General features: G+C 70.8%; 16 protein-coding genes. 11 read left to right on the forward strand and 5 right to left on the reverse strand.

The features are described 5' to 3' along the window. Positions 1-125 precede the first annotated feature (125 nt). Positions 126-620, reverse strand: coding sequence for a hypothetical protein (locus tag H7J06_RS20365; protein WP_264040886.1), 495 nt, complete (start codon positions 618-620; stop codon positions 126-128). A 139-nt stretch (positions 621-759) separates the two neighbouring features. Between H7J06_RS20365 and H7J06_RS20370 the strand changes: the two genes are divergently transcribed. The 8 genes from H7J06_RS20370 to H7J06_RS20405 all read left to right on the forward strand — a co-directional run bounded on the left by H7J06_RS20370 (position 760) and on the right by H7J06_RS20405 (position 9,731). Further along, positions 760-1,461: a response regulator transcription factor gene (locus H7J06_RS20370; protein WP_264040889.1), complete on the forward strand. Its 702-nt coding sequence runs from the start codon at positions 760-762 to the stop codon at positions 1,459-1,461. Beyond that, positions 1,458-2,942: a HAMP domain-containing sensor histidine kinase gene (locus H7J06_RS20375; RefSeq protein WP_264040890.1), complete on the forward strand. Its 1,485-nt coding sequence runs from the start codon at positions 1,458-1,460 to the stop codon at positions 2,940-2,942. Before H7J06_RS20370 ends, H7J06_RS20375 begins: the two co-directional genes overlap by 4 nt. Positions 2,943-3,019: 77 nt before the next feature. Further along, positions 3,020-3,439 (forward strand): ANTAR domain-containing protein, encoded by a 420-nt coding sequence (locus H7J06_RS32705; RefSeq protein WP_264040891.1) that lies wholly within the window; start codon positions 3,020-3,022, stop codon positions 3,437-3,439. A gap of 146 nt (positions 3,440-3,585) precedes the next feature. Continuing rightward, a complete protein-coding gene (locus H7J06_RS20385) occupies positions 3,586-4,746 on the forward strand; it encodes a polyprenyl synthetase family protein (RefSeq protein ID WP_264040892.1) in 1,161 nt (386 codons plus the stop codon). Then, positions 4,746-6,257: a phytoene desaturase family protein gene (gene crtI / locus H7J06_RS20390; RefSeq protein WP_264040894.1), complete on the forward strand. Its 1,512-nt coding sequence runs from the start codon at positions 4,746-4,748 to the stop codon at positions 6,255-6,257. Before H7J06_RS20385 ends, crtI begins: the two co-directional genes overlap by 1 nt. Next, entirely contained in the window at positions 6,254-7,201 is a 948-nt protein-coding gene (locus tag H7J06_RS20395; protein ID WP_264040895.1) for a phytoene/squalene synthase family protein, read from the forward strand. Before crtI ends, H7J06_RS20395 begins: the two co-directional genes overlap by 4 nt. A 2-nt stretch (positions 7,202-7,203) precedes the next feature. After that, entirely contained in the window at positions 7,204-8,727 is a 1,524-nt protein-coding gene (locus H7J06_RS20400; RefSeq protein ID WP_264040896.1) for an FAD-dependent oxidoreductase, read from the forward strand. Further along, positions 8,724-9,731: a DUF5914 domain-containing protein gene (locus H7J06_RS20405; protein WP_264040897.1), complete on the forward strand. Its 1,008-nt coding sequence runs from the start codon at positions 8,724-8,726 to the stop codon at positions 9,729-9,731. The genes H7J06_RS20400 and H7J06_RS20405 overlap by 4 nt, the downstream gene beginning before the upstream one ends. A 74-nt stretch (positions 9,732-9,805) precedes the next feature. On the opposite strand, the gene idi is transcribed toward H7J06_RS20405, so the two are convergent. Then, the gene (idi, locus tag H7J06_RS20410) at positions 9,806-10,342 is read right to left on the reverse strand and encodes an isopentenyl-diphosphate Delta-isomerase (protein WP_264040898.1); all 537 of its coding nucleotides are present in this window, start codon (positions 10,340-10,342) and stop codon (positions 9,806-9,808) included. A 75-nt stretch (positions 10,343-10,417) separates the two neighbouring features. Beyond that, on the reverse strand, positions 10,418-10,924 hold the full coding sequence (locus H7J06_RS20415) for a VOC family protein (protein WP_264040899.1): 507 nt from the start codon (positions 10,922-10,924) through the stop codon (positions 10,418-10,420). A 97-nt stretch (positions 10,925-11,021) separates the two neighbouring features. On the opposite strand from H7J06_RS20415, the gene H7J06_RS20420 reads away from it, so the two are divergent. After that, the gene (locus H7J06_RS20420; RefSeq protein WP_264040900.1) at positions 11,022-11,315 is read left to right on the forward strand and encodes a V-type ATP synthase subunit I domain-containing protein; all 294 of its coding nucleotides are present in this window, start codon (positions 11,022-11,024) and stop codon (positions 11,313-11,315) included. Positions 11,316-11,320: 5 nt separating this feature from the next. Here H7J06_RS20420 and H7J06_RS20425 read toward each other — a convergent pair whose 3' ends face one another. Together H7J06_RS20425 and H7J06_RS20430 are read right to left on the reverse strand one after the other, a co-directional pair. Further along, a complete protein-coding gene (locus H7J06_RS20425; protein ID WP_264040901.1) occupies positions 11,321-12,112 on the reverse strand; it encodes a TspO-related membrane protein in 792 nt (263 codons plus the stop codon). 3 nt (positions 12,113-12,115) lie between these two features. Continuing rightward, the gene (locus H7J06_RS20430) at positions 12,116-14,173 is read right to left on the reverse strand and encodes an MMPL family transporter (RefSeq protein WP_264040902.1); all 2,058 of its coding nucleotides are present in this window, start codon (positions 14,171-14,173) and stop codon (positions 12,116-12,118) included. Between the two features lie 52 nt (positions 14,174-14,225). Between H7J06_RS20430 and H7J06_RS20435 the strand changes: the two genes are divergently transcribed. Both H7J06_RS20435 and H7J06_RS20440 read left to right on the forward strand, forming a co-directional pair. After that, positions 14,226-14,708 (forward strand): MarR family winged helix-turn-helix transcriptional regulator, encoded by a 483-nt coding sequence (locus tag H7J06_RS20435; protein WP_264040904.1) that lies wholly within the window; start codon positions 14,226-14,228, stop codon positions 14,706-14,708. 116 nt (positions 14,709-14,824) lie between these two features. Beyond that, on the forward strand, positions 14,825-15,465 hold a 641-nt coding region (locus H7J06_RS20440; protein ID WP_264036878.1), incomplete at its 3' end, for a cytochrome b.

Genomic DNA, 15,465 nt, shown 5'->3' on the forward strand with positions numbered 1-15,465 from the left:
TCTGCCGGGGAACGAACCGGTTACCGAGCGGGCTGCTCGGCAGGCAGCAGAGGTGTCGAGGGTGCGGCGGGCGCGGCCGGAGCGGGGGCGGCGCCCCCACCCTGTTGCGGGGCGGGGGCGGGCTGCTAGTTCCCCGGGCCCGCGGCCCCGCCCGGACCGTCCGGTCCGCCCGGTCCGCGCGGACCTGCAGGTCCACCGGGCGCACCCGGACCACCCGGACCACCCGGGGGTGGTGGCGGCGGGCCGCCGAACTGGCCCCCGGGCGCGCCGGGACCACCCGGAGGTGGCGGGGGAGGCGGACCACCGAACTGGCCGCCGGGTCCCCCACCTGGGGGCGGTGGCGGCGGCGCGCACATCTCGCCCTGTGCCGCGTAGTGGGTGGACATCCCGGCCGGGCCCACGTCGGGCGAGGGTCCGCCGAAGAGGGCGGCGCCCAGCAGGCCGCCCACGATCAGGGCCGCGACGCCCGTGCCGACGGCAACCCCGATGGGGTGCTGACGAACTCGGTCGCCGGTGTCCGACCACCGGCTGGCGGGCTTCTGGGCCGGCGTCTCGGGCTCCACGTGCTCTACGTGCTGCGTGCTCAAGTTGTCGGTGTTCTCGGTGTTGTCGTCGTTCACGTCGTCCTCACTTTGGTTGGCGGTTGCTGGTGACGACGTTGCTGGCTCAAGTTGAAGCGAACCTGAAGAATGGGGGCCCGCGGCGATTCCTTCAGCTTCGCTTCAGGAAGGTGGGGCCGCTACGGGACACAATGAACGCATGACCAGTCGCGCACCGTTGCGTCCAGAGCCGCGCGCCCGGGTCCTGGTCGTCGAAGATTCCGAGACGATCCGAGAGATGGTCAGCGAAGCCCTCGACGACGCGGGGTACGTCACCGGCGCACGCCCCGACGGCGCGGGACTGGAGGAGGTCCTGCACGGGTTCCGGCCCGACCTGGTGGTGCTCGACGTGATGATGCCCGGCCGCGACGGCTTCGCTCTGATCAACGTGGTCCGCGACTACGGGGACACCGGCATCGTCCTGCTCACCGCACGCGACGGGCTCGACGATCGGCTGCGCGGACTGGACGGCGGCGCCGACGACTACGTGGTCAAGCCCTTCGAGCTGGCCGAGTTGGTGTCACGGGTCGGGTCGGTGCTGAGGCGCCGTGGGCGGTTGCCGTCGGCCGTGCAACTCGGCGATCTGATGCTCGACGTCGACGCGGGCACGGCCACCCGCGCCGGTCACCCGTTGGACCTCACGGCCACCGAGCTGCGGCTGCTGGCCTACCTCGCCGATCAACGCGGCCGCCTGGTCAGCAAGGAGCAGATCCTCACCGCCGTCTGGGGTTACGACGCCTACGACGCCAACCTGGTTCAGGTCTACGTCAGTGCGCTGCGCCGCAAACTCGAGGCGCACGGCCCGCGAATCCTGCACACCAGCAGGGGAATTGGCTACCAACTGCGACCCACGACCTCGTGACCGAGACTCCGTCGCTGCGCCGCCGCGTCACGCTGTCGGCGTTGGCGCTGCTGGCGACCGCGCTCGTCGTCTTCGGCGTGGTGATCGACTTCGCCTTCGGCGCCCAGGTCAACCGCGACCTGCACGACCGACTGGTGGCCACGGCGGCCCGCGCCGACGCGCTCGCGCAGTCCGGCGCCTCGCCGCAGCAGACGGCGGCCGAGTTGAACGGGGGCGGCATCCGGGCGCTGCTGGTGACGGCCGACGGGCAGGCCTACGGGGATCCGGCGATCAGCCCCGACACCGTGGCGGGGCCCGGTACGGCCCTCGCACCTCCGGCCCCGCCGTCGCCACCCGGCCGGCCGGACGGACCCGGCAAGCCGGGCGGCCCACCGCCGCCGCCCCCACCGCCGCAGCCCCCCGACGAGACCAACACGGCGATGGTGCAGCCGCTGCCCGACGGGTCTCGGGTGATCCTCGTCGCCGACACCACCCCGGCCACCGCCGCCGTGCGCGACCTTCGCGAGCTGCTGATCGGGGCGGGCGCCGTCACCCTCGTGGTGGCCGCCGCGCTGCTGATCGCCGTTGCCCGCGGCGCGCTGCGACCCCTGGACCGGTTGACCATGGTGGCCAGGGCGATCAGCGCCGGTGACCGCGGCCGCCGCCTGCGTCCCGACCGACCGAACACCGAACTCGGCAGCGCCGCAGCGGCTTTCGACGTCATGCTGGACGCGTTGGAGGCCGCCGAGCGGCAGGCGCACGAGGCGGCGGAGGCGGCCCGCCGGGCCGAGGCGCAGACGCGGGACTTCCTGGCCGACGCCGCACACGAACTGCGCACCCCGCTGGCCGGCATCCAGGTCGCCGCCGAGCAGCTGACCAACACCGCCGACGACACCTCCCCGGACGCGTCGTCGCGCACCAAGCGCCGTCTGGCGCTGCTGCTGTCGGATGCCCGCCGGGCCGGGCGGCTGGTCACCGACATGCTGGACCTGAGTCGCATCGACGCCGGGTTGCCGCTGCGGATCGGCGACGTCGACGTGGTCGGCATCGCCGACGCCCAGGTGGAACGGGCCGACATGCTTGCACCGCAGATCACGGTGGTGCGGACGGGCGTCGACCGCCTCGTGATTCCCGCCGACCCGCACCGCGTCGGCCAAATCCTGGCGAACCTGCTCGACAACGCGCGCCGCTACACGCCGGCCGGTGGGCGGATCACCGTGCACGTCGACGTGCGCGGCGGACCCGATCACCCCGTCGCCCACCTCGTCGTCAGCGACACCGGCGAGGGCGTCGCGGCGGCCGATCGCGAGCGGGTGTTCGACCGTTTGGTGCGGCTGGACGCCTCGCGCAACCGAGACCACGGAGGCGCCGGGCTCGGGCTGCCGATTGCCCGGGCGCTGGCGCGGGCACATGGCGGCGATCTGGTCTGCGAACCCTCCGACGTCGGCGCGGTGTTTCGGCTGACGATGCCCGTGACCAGGGGTGACCGCACGGGTCGTTGACCTGGGCGCCCTTCTACGGGCACTATTGGACGAATAGTTCAGAAAAGGACTACTCGTCCAATTGCGGCAGGGGTGTCATGCAGTCAGAGCGACAGCGAATGGGCATCCCGTGCGCCGATCCGGGACACGGCAGATCCTGCGACGGTGACTCGGCCGCGACGGAGTCGACGTCGAGCAGCAGGGACGCCGACGCCGCCTTCGAATTCGACGCGAACCGTGCCATCATCGAGCAGGCGAAGGGCATGCTCATGTTCATGTACGGGATCGACGCCGACGAAGCGTTTCAGCGTCTGCGCGAGCAGTCCCAGCAGCACAACGTGAAGCTGCGGCTGATCGCCCAGCAGGTGTCGAAGGACCTGGTCGAACTCGCCCGATCGTCGTCACCGTCGCGCCGGATGGAGCACGACCTGCTGCTGAGGACCGCGCATCAGCGCGTCTCGGACGCCGCGGTCCGGCACTCGGGCGACGAGGCGGAACTGGGTGGTCGCCACGCCTGACCCTTGCCTGCGCGTAAATATTGCGCAGCTCACACCCCGCCAGACCCCCGCCGGCTCCGAATGCCTCTTCGTGGGGACTGGCGCAACGAACACGACGGATCAAATCAGACGTAGTCGTACGACGTGTGAAGGCGAGGCTTGAGACCGTGCCGAGTGGGCAATCCGTGCACATGAACGGCGACGACCACGACGGATCGGGGCTCGTCCTGTCCCGCCGTCGACGACGTGGACACCGCCCGTTGCCGGCGGTCAGAGCCGTCCGTGGGTCGGTCGACGTCCGCGGTGAGGTGCGGGCCCTGCTCGCCGACTTCGTCGCCACCGAATGCCTGCCCCAGCTCGACGGCACCGGGGTCGACGTCGCCAGCCGGGTGCTGTCGGACTTCCTCGACGGCGGCAAGTACGTGCGGTCGACGTTCATGTACCTGGGCTGGCTGTGCGGCGCGGAGGAGGACCAGTCGGCGTTGCGCGCCTCGGCCAGCCTGGAGTTGCTCCACGCCTTCGCCCTTCTGCAGGACGACGTGATGGACGAGTCGGCGTTGCGCCGTGGCCGCCCCGCCGCCCACGTGGCGTTGAGTGCCTGGCACCGGGGGCGCGGGCTGACCGATTCCTCGGACCGCTTCGGCGAGTCGGCGGCGACCGTCCTCGGCGACCTCTGCCTGGTGTGGGGCGAGAAGATGCTGCGGCAGAGCGGCGTCGGCGACGAGTCCCTTGCGCGGGTGTGGCCTCGCTACGACGACATGCGCGTCGAGCTGGCGGTCGGTCAACTCGCCGACCTGGTCAACGACTCCCACGCGTTCCCCACCTTCGACGAGGTGCTCGACGTGGCACGCCGCAAGTCGGGCAACTACACCGTGCGGCGGCCACTGGAGATCGGGGCGGCGATGGCCGGCTGCCGACCGGACGTCGTCGACGCGCTCGGCCAGTACGGCTCCGCGATCGGCGAGGCGTTCCAGCTGCGCGACGACCTCCTGGGCATCTCGGGCTCGCCGACGGTGACCGGCAAGTCCGTCGGCATCGACCTCGAGGCGCAAAAGGCCACCAGCGTCGTGGTCGCCGCGTACCAGCTGGCCGACGCCGGGCTGCAACGCCAACTCGCGGACCTGATGAGCACCCCGACCCTGACCGCCGCCGACGCCGAACGGTGGCGGACGCTGATCGTCGCCAGTGGCGCGGCGCAGTGGATCGAGGAACTCATCGAGGAGCGGCTGTCTCAGGCGCTCGGCTGTCTCGACACGGCCGGAATTCCCCAACCTGCCCGCGCCGCATTGGAAGACATGGCCGTGTACTGCACCGAGAGGAGTGCGTGATGCGCACCGTAAAGGGTAAGACCGACCGGGTCGTCGTGGTCGGTGGTGGCCTGTCGGGGCTGTCGGCGGCGCTGTACCTGGCCGGGCGGGGCCGCAACGTCACCGTGGTCGAACGCGAGGAGCATCCCGGCGGACGGGTGGGCCGGGCCGACGTCTCCGGATATCGCCTCGACATGGGACCCACCGTGCTGACGATGCCCGACATCATCGACGACGCGATGGCCGCCGTCGGGGAGAAGCTCACCGACCGCCTCGAACTGCTGCCCGTCCACCCGGCCTACAACGCGGTGTTCGCCGGTGGCGACACCCTGAAGGTGCACACCGACCCGACGGCGATGTACGCCGAGGTCGAACGGTTCTCCAGCCGCAAGGAGGCCGACGCCTACCTGCAGATGCGCCAGTGGCTGACGGCGCTCTACGACACGGAGTTCGACGGCTTCATCGGCGCCAACTTCGACTCGCCACTGTCGCTGCTGACCCCGCAACTGGGGCGGCTGCTCGCGATGGGCGGTTTCCGCCGCTGGGAGAGCGTGATTCGCAAGTTCCTCAGCGACGAGCGACTGCTGCGGGTGTTCACCTTCCAGGCCCTCTACGCGGGGGTGCCCCCGCAGAGCGCGCTGGCGGTGTACGCGGTGATCGCCTACATGGACACCGTCGCCGGCGTGTACTTCCCCCGCGGCGGCATGCGGGCGCTGCCCGACGCGATGGCCGCCGCGGCTGCCAGCGCGGGCGTCGAATTCGTCTACGGAGCAACGGTTTCCGGCATCGAGCGAAGCGGTTCGCGGGCCACCGCCGTGCTCACCGACGGAGGGCAGCGCATCCCCGCCGACGCCGTGGTGCTCACCACCGAGCTTCCCGAGACCTACCGGCTGCTGGACCATGCACCGCGACGATTGCTGAAGTTGCGCCCGGCGCCGTCGGCGGTCGTGGCGCACGTCGGCGTGCCGGCGGTCGACTCGTCGGTCGGCCATCACACGATCCTGTTCGGCGAGGCCTGGAAGCAGACCTTCACCGACATCATCACCGACGGCCGGGTCATGGGCGACCCGTCGCTTCTGGTGACGCGGCCGACGGCCGGCGATCCGAGCCTGGCCCCGCCCGGCCGCGACCTCCTCTACGTGTTGGCGCCGACGCCCAACACCGAAGTCGGCACGGTGAATTGGGACGACGCCACCTCGTCGGCCTACGTGGAGCACATGCTGGGCGCCGTCCGGGAACGGTTGCCGCACGTCGGAGACGACATGGAGGTGCTGTCGGTGGTCACACCCGCGGACTGGGGCCGCCAGGGCATGCTGGCCGGAACGCCCTTCGCGTTGGCGCACACCTTCGCCCAGACCGGTCCCTTCCGGCCGGCCAACACCGTGCGCGGAGTCGACAACGTGGTTCTCGCCGGCTCCTCCACAGTGCCGGGGGTCGGTGTCCCGACCGCCGTCATGTCCGGCCGACTGGCCGCCGACCGGATCACCGGAGTGCCGGTGCGGCAGGCGAATCGAGAGGTCGTGGGGCGATGATCAGCTCCGAACTGGACGCCGCCGGGGTACTCGACCCGTCGTTGCGGGAGGCCTATCGAACGTGCCGCGAGATCAACGCCCGCGACGGCAAGACGTTCTTCCTGGCGACCCGGCTGTTGGCGCCCGCCCAGCGCCCGGCGGTGCACGCGCTGTACGGCTTCGCCCGCCGCGCGGACGACATCCTCGACGAGTTCGACGACAGCCGCGGTGACGAGGTGCGGGCCCAGCAGCTCCAGCGGTTCTCCACGCAGCTGTTCAACTGCCTCGTGGAGAACCAGGCGTGCGCCGACGACCCCACGCTCACGGCCGTGGTGCACGCCGCCCGCCGCTACGACATCGGATGGCAGCTGTTCGACGACTTCCTGGCCTCGATGCGAATGGACCTGACGGTCACCGACTATCCGGACCGGGCGTCCCTCGAGCGCTACATGTACGGGTCGGCCGAGGTGATCGGGCTGCAGATGCTGCCCATCCTCGGGACCGTCGGCCCGCGGGAGGACGCCGCACCGTTCGCCGCCGCCCTCGGAAAGGCCTTCCAGCTCACCAACTTCCTGCGCGACGTCGACGAGGACCTGCGGCGTGGCCGGGTGTACCTGCCCGCCGACGAACTCGCCGTGCACGGTGTCGACCGCGACGTCCTGACGTGGTGTCAGACCAACCGGCGGATCGACTCCCGGGTGCGCCGGGCGCTTCGGGAACAGCACGACGTCACGCGGCGGGTGTACGTCGCGGCCCGGCCGGGCGTCGCCCAGCTGGCCCCAGCCTCGCGGCCGTGCGTCGAGACGGCGTTGAAGCTCTACTCCGAGATCCTCGACCGAATCGAGGAGATCGACTTCGAGATCTTCAGCCAGCGTGCCTCCGTCGGCAAGGGGCGTCGCGCCGCCGTCGCCGGAACGGGCATCGTAAGGGCCTGGGGCGCGCGACTGCGGCACCGGAAGGAGTAGGCGTGGACAAGCTTCGCGAAACCGTGCCTGCGCGACCGGGTTTGGCTCACGCCAGCGCGCTGCCGCACCCGCCGCGGGTGGTCGTCGTCGGGGCCGGCATCGCCGGTCTGGCGGCCGCCGCCGGTCTCAGCGAACGTGGCGTCGCCGTCGACGTCGTCGAGGCCAACGACTACGTGGGCGGTCGGGTCGGCGGCTGGCCCGACACCCTCGGCGACGGTTCCGCAGTGGCGATGAACCGTGGTTTCCACGCCTTCTTTCGGCAGTACTACAACCTGCGCGCCCTCCTGCGCCGGTCGGATCCACACCTGTCGGCGCTGACCCCGGTCGAGGACTACCCCCTGGTCGACGCCGACGGGCGCCGCGACACGTTCCGCGGCCTGCCGCGCACGCCCCCGCTCAACGCGCTGACCTTTGCCTTGCGCAGCCCCACCTTTCGGCTTCGCGATCTGGTCAGGATCGACGGAATGGCCGCCGCGCCGTTGGCCACCGCGTCGGTGCCCCAGACCTACCATGACCTCGACCACCGGACCGCGGCGGAGTTCCTGCAGGACATCAACTTTCCCGACGCTGCGCGCCACTTGGCGTTCGAGGTGTTCGCCAGGAGCTTCTTCGTCAAACCCGAGAAGCTCTCGGCGGCGGAGTTGGTGACGATGTTCCACATCTACTTCCTCGGCTCCGACGAGGGCCTGGTGTTCGACGTGGCCAACGCGAACTTCGACGACGCGCTGTGGAATCCGCTGCGAAAGTACCTCGAGGGCAACGGTGTTCGCTTCCACACCGGGACCTCGGTGCAATCGGTGGCACTCGGCGACGAGGTGCGGGTGACGTGCGGCGCCGACGAGGAGTTCACCGCCGACGCGGTGGTGTTGGCGACCGACGTCGCCGGACTGCGGCGGATCGTGGCGGCCTCGCCCGACCTCGGCGACGACGACTGGCGACGACGGGTGGCCGACGTGGGCAACGCGCCGCCGTTCGTGGTGCTGCGGCTGTGGCTGGACCGGCCGGTGCACTCCGACCGGGCGGCGTTCCTGGGCACCGGCGGCAGACCGCCGCTGGACAACGTCAGCGTGCTGGAGCGCTACGAGCGCGAAGCCGCCCAATGGGCCGCGCGCACGGGGGGTTCGGTGGTCGAGCTGCACGGCTACTCCGTCACCGGCGACGACGCCGACGTGCGTGACAGCCTGCTGTCCCGCATGCACGAGCTGTACCCGGAGACCGCCGGGGCGACCGTCGTGGACGAACGACTGCTGCGCCGCGAGGATTGTCCGACCTTCGGGCCCGGCGACTTCGAGCGACGGCCCACCGTCGTCACCCCGGACCCGCGGGTGGTGCTGGCCGGTGACGGCATTCGCGTCGACCTGCCCGTCGCCCTGATGGAACGGGCGGCCACGACCGGGTGGACGGCGGCCAACGAATTGCTCGGCGTCTTCGGACTGGCCGGCCACGAGGTGCACACCGTGCCAAACCGCGGCCGGTCCACACTGCTTCGCAAGCTGGTGGCACGACAGGAGGGTCGACGGACATGAGCGCTTTCACCGAGTTTCGCGCCAACGTGGCCAAGAGCTGGCCGTTCACCACGCTGCCGGCCCTGGACTGGGCGGCGCAGACGCCGACCTACGCCGACGCCGACCCACGGGTCATCTCCTCTGCGCTGACCCGCGCCGAGCGTCGTCCGAGCGGGAACTGGTTCCCGTTCGCCGCGAGTTCGAAGATCGCCACCAGGGCAACGGGTTCCGTGGTGGCGGGTGTGCAGATCGTCGCGTGGCGTGGCGCGGACGGCGAACTGCTCGTCGCCCCTCGGGCGTGCCCGCATCTCGGCGCCGACCTCGCGACCGCGCCGGTGGAGTGCGGCGCGCTGGTGTGTCCGTGGCACGGGCTGCGGCTCACCGACCGCCGGCACGGTACCTGGAAGTCGTTCCCCGCGTACGACGACGGCGTGCTGGCCTGGGTCCGGCTCGACGCCGTCGGGGGCGAGGAGCCCACCGACGCCCCGATCGTCCCCGAGCGGCCGGGCCATCCGCAGATGGCCGCCGTCGCCAGGCTCGAGGGCACGTGCGAGCCCCGCGACATCGTCGCCAACCGGCTGGACCCGTGGCACGGCGCCTGGTTCCACCCGTACTCCTTCACCCAGCTCAAGGTGCTCAGTGCGCCGCCCGCCGTCGACGAGCTCCCCGAGGCGCAAGACCGCTTCGTCGTCGACGTCACCTTCCGGCTCGGCAAGCTCGGCGTGCCGGTGATCGCCGAGTTCACGGCGCCGGGACCGCGGACGGTCGTCATGCGCATCGTCGAGGGGGAGGGTGTGGGCAGCGTCGTCGAAACCCACGGCACCCCACTGGGTTCCGGCCCCGACGGGCTGCCACGCACCGCGGTGCTGGAGGCCGTCATCGCGCATTCGGACCGACCCAACTTTGGCAAGGGCTTGGTCGCGGCGCCCGTGATCAAGCCCCTGATGCGGGCCGCCGCCGCACGGCTGTGGCGCGACGATCTGGCCTACGCGGAGCGGCTCTACGCGCTGAGGTCTGGGCGCTAAGCCAGCGATTCGCCGACCGCGCGCTTGTTGGAGCGTTCCTCGAGGAGGGGCGCAAGCTTCCGTGCAGTCGGTGACTAGTGAGATCGCGCGGCGTCGAGCAACGGCACCTGCTCGACGGCCCACGGGCTGATCGCCCACGGCATCTCGGTTGCCGCGCGCAACTGGTGCCACGGCACCCACGCCGAATCCATGATCTCGTCGGGGTCGGCGTCCAGTGGTCCGGCGGCGCGCGCACAGAAGACCGGGCACACCTCGTTCTCCACCACCCCGCCGGCGTCGACGGCGCGGTAGCGGAAGTCGGGCAGCACACAGCGCAGATCGGCCACGTCGACGCCCAGTTCGGCGCGGGCCCGGCGGATCACCGCGTCCTCCATCGGCTCGTCGGGCGCCGGATGGCCGCAGAACGAGTTGGTCCACACCCCGGGAAACGCGCGCTTGTCCAGCGCTCGGCGGGTCAGCAGGACCCGGCCGTCGTCGTCGAAGAGGTAGCAGGAGAAGGCGAGATGCAGGGGCGTCGCCCCGTCGTGGACGTCGGCCTTGCGGGCCGTGCCGATGCTGCGGCCCGCGTCGTCGAGGAGGACGACTAACTCGTCGGTCTGGATTGAGTTCATGCACACCCGCAACATCGCTCGTAGGAATCTCGCAGTAAGGATTCGTCGCCGCCGTCGGTCTGGACGGGTCGTCGGTCAGAGCACCCGTGTGCCGTACATCTCACCGAGCGGGTCGGCGATCAGTTCGATCCGCGCGCCGTCGGGGTCGCGGAAGTAGAGCGACACCCCGCTGTGCTCGGAGACCTCGACGTTCGCCGCGGCGAGCTTGTCCTTGAGGTGCTGCCACCGCTGGGGTTCGACGCTGATCGCCACGTGGTGCAGCCCGCCGAGGACCTCCCGGTACGGTTCGGTGTCCAATCCGGGGAAGTCGAAGAACGCCAACAGGTTCGAGTTGCCGATGTCGAAGAAGAAGTGCGTCGAACCGTGGTAGTCCCGGTTCTCGATGAGCTCGGTCAGCGGGAACTCGAGCAGTTCCTGATAGAACCGGATGGTCCGCTCGACGTCGCCGCTGACGAGCGCGGTGTGATGCAGCCCGCGACCCGACGACGCCGGACGTGAGACCGTCGGCCGAAGGTACGTCTCGGCTAGCTCGTGGCGCCGGGAGTCGAACTGTTGGGAGGGCACGTCGCCCGTGGCGGTCATGGCTGCATTCTTCCCGAAGTCGCACGCCGGCGGTGGGTGTGTCGGAGAACACGTGACGTCACGTGCCGAACTGCCCGATCGGCCACGAATAGCGGACATGGCACACCAAGACGACTCGACCAGTACCGCCGGACCCGTCGCCGGCGAGGGCCTCAGGGATGCGGCGCGCTGGCCCGGTTACGGGTTGATCGCCCTCGGTCTGGCCTTGATCGCTCTGAGCCTGGCCGGTTTCGCGGTTGGCCGCAGCTCGTTGGCGGTGATCGGCGCGGTGCTGGCTGGCCTGGCGGTCGTCGCCGGGGTGGTCTGGCAGTTCGTCGAGCACCGGCGGCTGCGCGCCCGGCACGGGGCGGGAACCCCGGAGCGGCCGGAGGATGCCGCCCCGCTGCGGTAGGGCCGCTATCGGTCGTGCCGTCGGCGGGTGCCGACGATCTGGCCGGCCGCCGTGCCCACGATCACGGCGGTCGCGACCGCGGACACGACGGAGAGCACCGTCGACCCGCGGTGAGCCGCCCCGATCGCGACGGCGACCAGCGCCCACGCCACCGCGGCGACGTATCCGGGCGAGCCGCGCAGGACGACGGTGAGCACGATCGCGGTCGCCGTGGCGGCCACCAGCACGGCGGCCTGCCAGCCCACGTCCCCCGCCGGCGCGCCCGCCCGGATCGCCGCGGCCGCGACGTTGACGAACACCGCCACGCTGCTCCACCCGAGATAGAGCCCAAAGGTCACCGTCGCGAGCAGGCGCACCCAGCGTGGGCACGTCAGGTCGCCGTCGTGGCGCACCATCAGGCGGACGACGTCGACCAGGGCGACGACCATGGCCGCGAAGACGGCCACGCTGAGCCACAGCCAGTCTTGCGCCGCGACGACCAACCACGCGCTGAAACCGGTGTAGACCACCGACAGCTCGGCGAGTATCCGCGTCTCCCACGTCGATCCGAGCCCGTATCGCAGCACGGCGACGCCCGTGGCGACGGTCAGCAGGGTGATCATCCCCCAGATGGAGAACGCGTAGCCCGACGGCGTGACGAGCGCCCGGTTGGTCGCGCCGGAGGACAGGAAGTCGCCGAACACCCGGGTGATGACCGGCGGGGTGGCCAGCTGGCTCACCGCCAGGAGCGCGGAGATCCACCGCCATGGCCGCGCCGACGAATTGGCCCGTCGCACTTCGGTTTTGCTCGTGGACATCGGTCAGCCTTCCGGGTCGACGTTGGCGGGCCACCAGATTCGCGGCCCGACGAGGGTGAACACGGCGGGGATCATCACGGTGCGCACCAGGAACGTGTCCAGCAGGATGCCGAGCCCGACGATGATGCCGATTTGGGTGAGCACGATCAGCGGCAGCACGCCCAGGACGGCGAAGACCGCGGCCAGCACGATGCCCGCGCTGGTGATCACCCCGCCGGTGGCCGAGACGGCCCGCACGACGCCCTCCCGGGTGCCGTGTTCGTGGGTTTCCTCGCGGGCCCTGGTGATCAGGAAGATCGTGTAGTCCACGCCGAGCGCGACGAGGAACAGGATCGCGAACAGGGGAGTGGTGGCGTCCAGCGCGGGAAAGCCGAGGGCGTGGACGCTGAGCCAGCCGCCGAGGCCCAGCGCCGCCAGCGCGCTGAGCACCGTCACCGCCACCAGGATCACCGGTGCCAACGCGGCCCGAAGCAGGACGTAGAGCACCAGCAGCACCACGACCAGGATGGCCGGGATCACCACGCGCTGGTCGCGCTGGGCGGCTGCGCGGGCGTCGAGTGCCTGGGCGTCGGCGCCACCGACCAGCGCTTGGTCGTCGACGCCGCGGACCGATCCGCGCAGGTGTTCGACGACGTCGAAGGCGGCCGGCGAGGCGGGCGCGGCGTCGACGACCACCGAGAACTGGATCAGGCCGGTCGGCGAGGTGCCGACGTCGCGGGTCGAGACGACGCCGGGGGTGGCGGCGATCGCCCGCCGGAGGTCCTCGGCGTGGTCGGTCCGGCCGATGACCGACGTGGGCGCGGACAGGCCGCCGGGGAAGTGGGCGGCGAGGGTGTCATAGGCCGACACCGATTCCGCCTTCACCCGGAACTGCTCGGTCTGCGTCAGCCCGACCGGTGTGGCCAGCACCCCTGTGCACAGGACCGCGAGCAGGGCCACGGTGCCAACGGTGACCCGGCCGGCGTGGTTGCTCACCCACGTCGCCACGCGGTACCAGGCGGTGGGGTCCGCCGCGGCGGGCCCCGGGTCCCGGCGGGGAACGAAGGGCCAGAACAGCTTTGGTCCGAGAAGCGCCAACAACGGTGGCAGCACGGCGAGGACGAACAGGGCGGCGACCACCAGCCCGCAGGCAGACTGTGCGCCGAGGCTGCGGGTGGACGGCACCACCGCCAGCAGCAGGGTCAGCAGGGCGAGCACCACGGTGGCGTTGCTGGCGAGGATGGCCGGGCCGGCGTGCCGCACTGCGACGCGCAAGGCATCGCGGTGCTGCGGTGTCGCGGCGAGCTCTTCGCGGTAGCGCGAGATCAGCAGCAGGGCGTAGTTGGTGCCCGCGCCGAACACCAGCACGCTGGTGATGCCGGTGGTGGAGCCGTCGGAGGTCAATCCGGTCAGGCCGGCGACCACGCCGCCGAGTGCGGCGGCCGTCTGGTCGGCGAGGGCGACGACGGCGAGTGGCACCAACCACAGGATGGGCGAACGATAGGTGACGATGAGCAGCAGCGCGACGACCGCGGCCGTGACCGCCAACAGGGTGAAGTTCGCCCCGGAGAACGAGTCGGCGATGTCGGCGCCGAAGGCCGGTCCGCCGGTGATGCGGAGCTGCAGTCCTTGCGGCGCACCGTCGTTCGCGGCGGACCGCAGGCCCTCGACGGTGTCGGCGAGGTCGAAGCCGGACAGGTCGGCGGCGATTGGTACCGGGGCCACGGCGACGACGCCATCCTCGGACGTCGAGAGCGGTGCGCCCCCTTGCGCACCCGCGCGGGCCAGCACCCGCTGGTGGGCGTCCTCCCCGCTGGCGAGGTCGGCCGGCGCGAGAGCGGCGCCGTCGGCGCGCGAGACCACCAGGAGCACCGGCGCTTCGTCGCCGGCGGGGAAGTCCTTGACGAGCGCGGCGGCCCGGGCCGATTCGGCGGACGGCGGCACCGGCACCGGTGACTGGGTGGATCCGGCATTCGCGCCGGCGACCGCCATCAGGAGGCCCGCCGCGACGGCGATCAGCAGCGCGACGATCCACGACCGCCGGCCGGAGACAATGGTGGCGTAACGGTCCCACGACTTCATGCCGCGAGTATATTAAGACACTTAATGATTAATCAAGTGAAGGACTAGCCGAGTGAGCCGCTCACCTGCCGCCAAGCGGGATGCCGTCGAGGCGCTGATCGTGTCCGACGTGCAATCGCTGTCCGCCGAGTCCGACGATCTCAGTCGGGTGTTCTGCGCCCGACATGACCTGAACGACAACGACTTTCGGGCATTGCTGCACGTCATGGTGTCCGAGCGCGACGGCGAACCCTTGACGCAGAGTCAGCTCGGCCAGCGCATCGGCGTCTCCGGGGCCGCGATCACCTACCTCGTCGACCGCATGGTGCAGGCCGGCCACCTAACCCGGGAGCAGCACCCGTCCGACCGCCGCAAGGTCCTGCTGCGCTACGCCGACCACGGCAACGCGGTCGCCCGCTCGTTCTTCAGCCCGCTGGCTCAGCACACCGCGGCGTCGCTCGAGGAGTTCTCGGCGACCGAGCTGGCGACGGCCCACCGGGTGCTGACGGCGGTGATCGGCTCGATGCGGGCCTTCAACGCCGAACTGCGCGAATGACGGTCCGGGCGTCACACCCATGACCTATTCGTGACGAAGCCGCCCAAAGGCACTCATGACGAGAACATGACGCGTCCCGCGCGGCACAATGAAGGCCGAACCCGGGAGCACACATCATGAGTCCCAAGCTCGCTGAACTCGCGGCCCATCAAGGTGACGCGATTGATTCGCGGTATCACCCGTCGGCGGCGGTACGTCGTCAGCTCAACAAGGTGTTCCCCACGCACTGGTCGTTCCTGCTCGGTGAGATCGCGCTGTACAGCTTCATCGTGCTGCTGCTCACTGGTGTCTACCTGACGTTGTTCTTCGACCCGTCGATGGCCGAGGTCACCTACCACGGGGTGTACCAGCCGCTCAACGGCATTCAGATGTCCCGGGCCTATGAGACCGCGTTGGACATCTCCTTCGAAGTGCGCGGCGGACTGTTCGTCCGCCAGGTCCACCACTGGGCCGCGCTGCTGTTCGCCGCGTCGATCATGGTCCACCTGGCGCGCGTCTTCTTCACCGGCGCGTTCCGCCGCCCCCGCGAAGCGAACTGGGTGATCGGGTCGCTGCTGCTGATCCTGGCCATGTTCGAGGGCTACTTCGGGTACTCCCTGCCCGATGACCTGCTCTCCGGGACCGGGCTGCGGGCGGCGTTCTCCTCGATCACCCTGGGGATGCCGCTGATCGGGACCTGGTTGCACTGGGCGCTGTTCGGTGGCGACTTCCCCGGCAGCATCATCATTCCCCGGCTGTACGCCCTGCACATCCTGCT

The sequence above is a fragment of the Mycolicibacterium hodleri genome (assembly GCF_025822245.1).
GTDB lineage: Bacteria > Actinomycetota > Actinomycetes > Mycobacteriales > Mycobacteriaceae > Mycobacterium > Mycobacterium hodleri.

Bases quoted from the DNA above. Each gene is read 5' to 3' on its own strand.
- H7J06_RS32705 (WP_264040891.1), top strand. From the start codon at position 3,020: ATGCAGTCAGAGCGACAGCGAATGGGCATCCCGTGCGCCGATCCGGGA.
- H7J06_RS20425 (WP_264040901.1), bottom strand. From the start codon at position 12,112: ATGTCCACGAGCAAAACCGAAGTGCGACGGGCCAATTCGTCGGCGCGG.
- crtI (WP_264040894.1), top strand. From the start codon at position 4,746: ATGCGCACCGTAAAGGGTAAGACCGACCGGGTCGTCGTGGTCGGTGGT.
- H7J06_RS20420 (WP_264040900.1), top strand. From the start codon at position 11,022: ATGGCACACCAAGACGACTCGACCAGTACCGCCGGACCCGTCGCCGGC.
- H7J06_RS20395 (WP_264040895.1), top strand. From the start codon at position 6,254: ATGATCAGCTCCGAACTGGACGCCGCCGGGGTACTCGACCCGTCGTTG.
- H7J06_RS20430 (WP_264040902.1), bottom strand. From the start codon at position 14,173: ATGAAGTCGTGGGACCGTTACGCCACCATTGTCTCCGGCCGGCGGTCG.
- H7J06_RS20405 (WP_264040897.1), top strand. From the start codon at position 8,724: ATGAGCGCTTTCACCGAGTTTCGCGCCAACGTGGCCAAGAGCTGGCCG.
- H7J06_RS20370 (WP_264040889.1), top strand. From the start codon at position 760: ATGACCAGTCGCGCACCGTTGCGTCCAGAGCCGCGCGCCCGGGTCCTG.
- H7J06_RS20415 (WP_264040899.1), bottom strand. From the start codon at position 10,924: ATGACCGCCACGGGCGACGTGCCCTCCCAACAGTTCGACTCCCGGCGC.
- idi (WP_264040898.1), bottom strand. From the start codon at position 10,342: ATGAACTCAATCCAGACCGACGAGTTAGTCGTCCTCCTCGACGACGCG.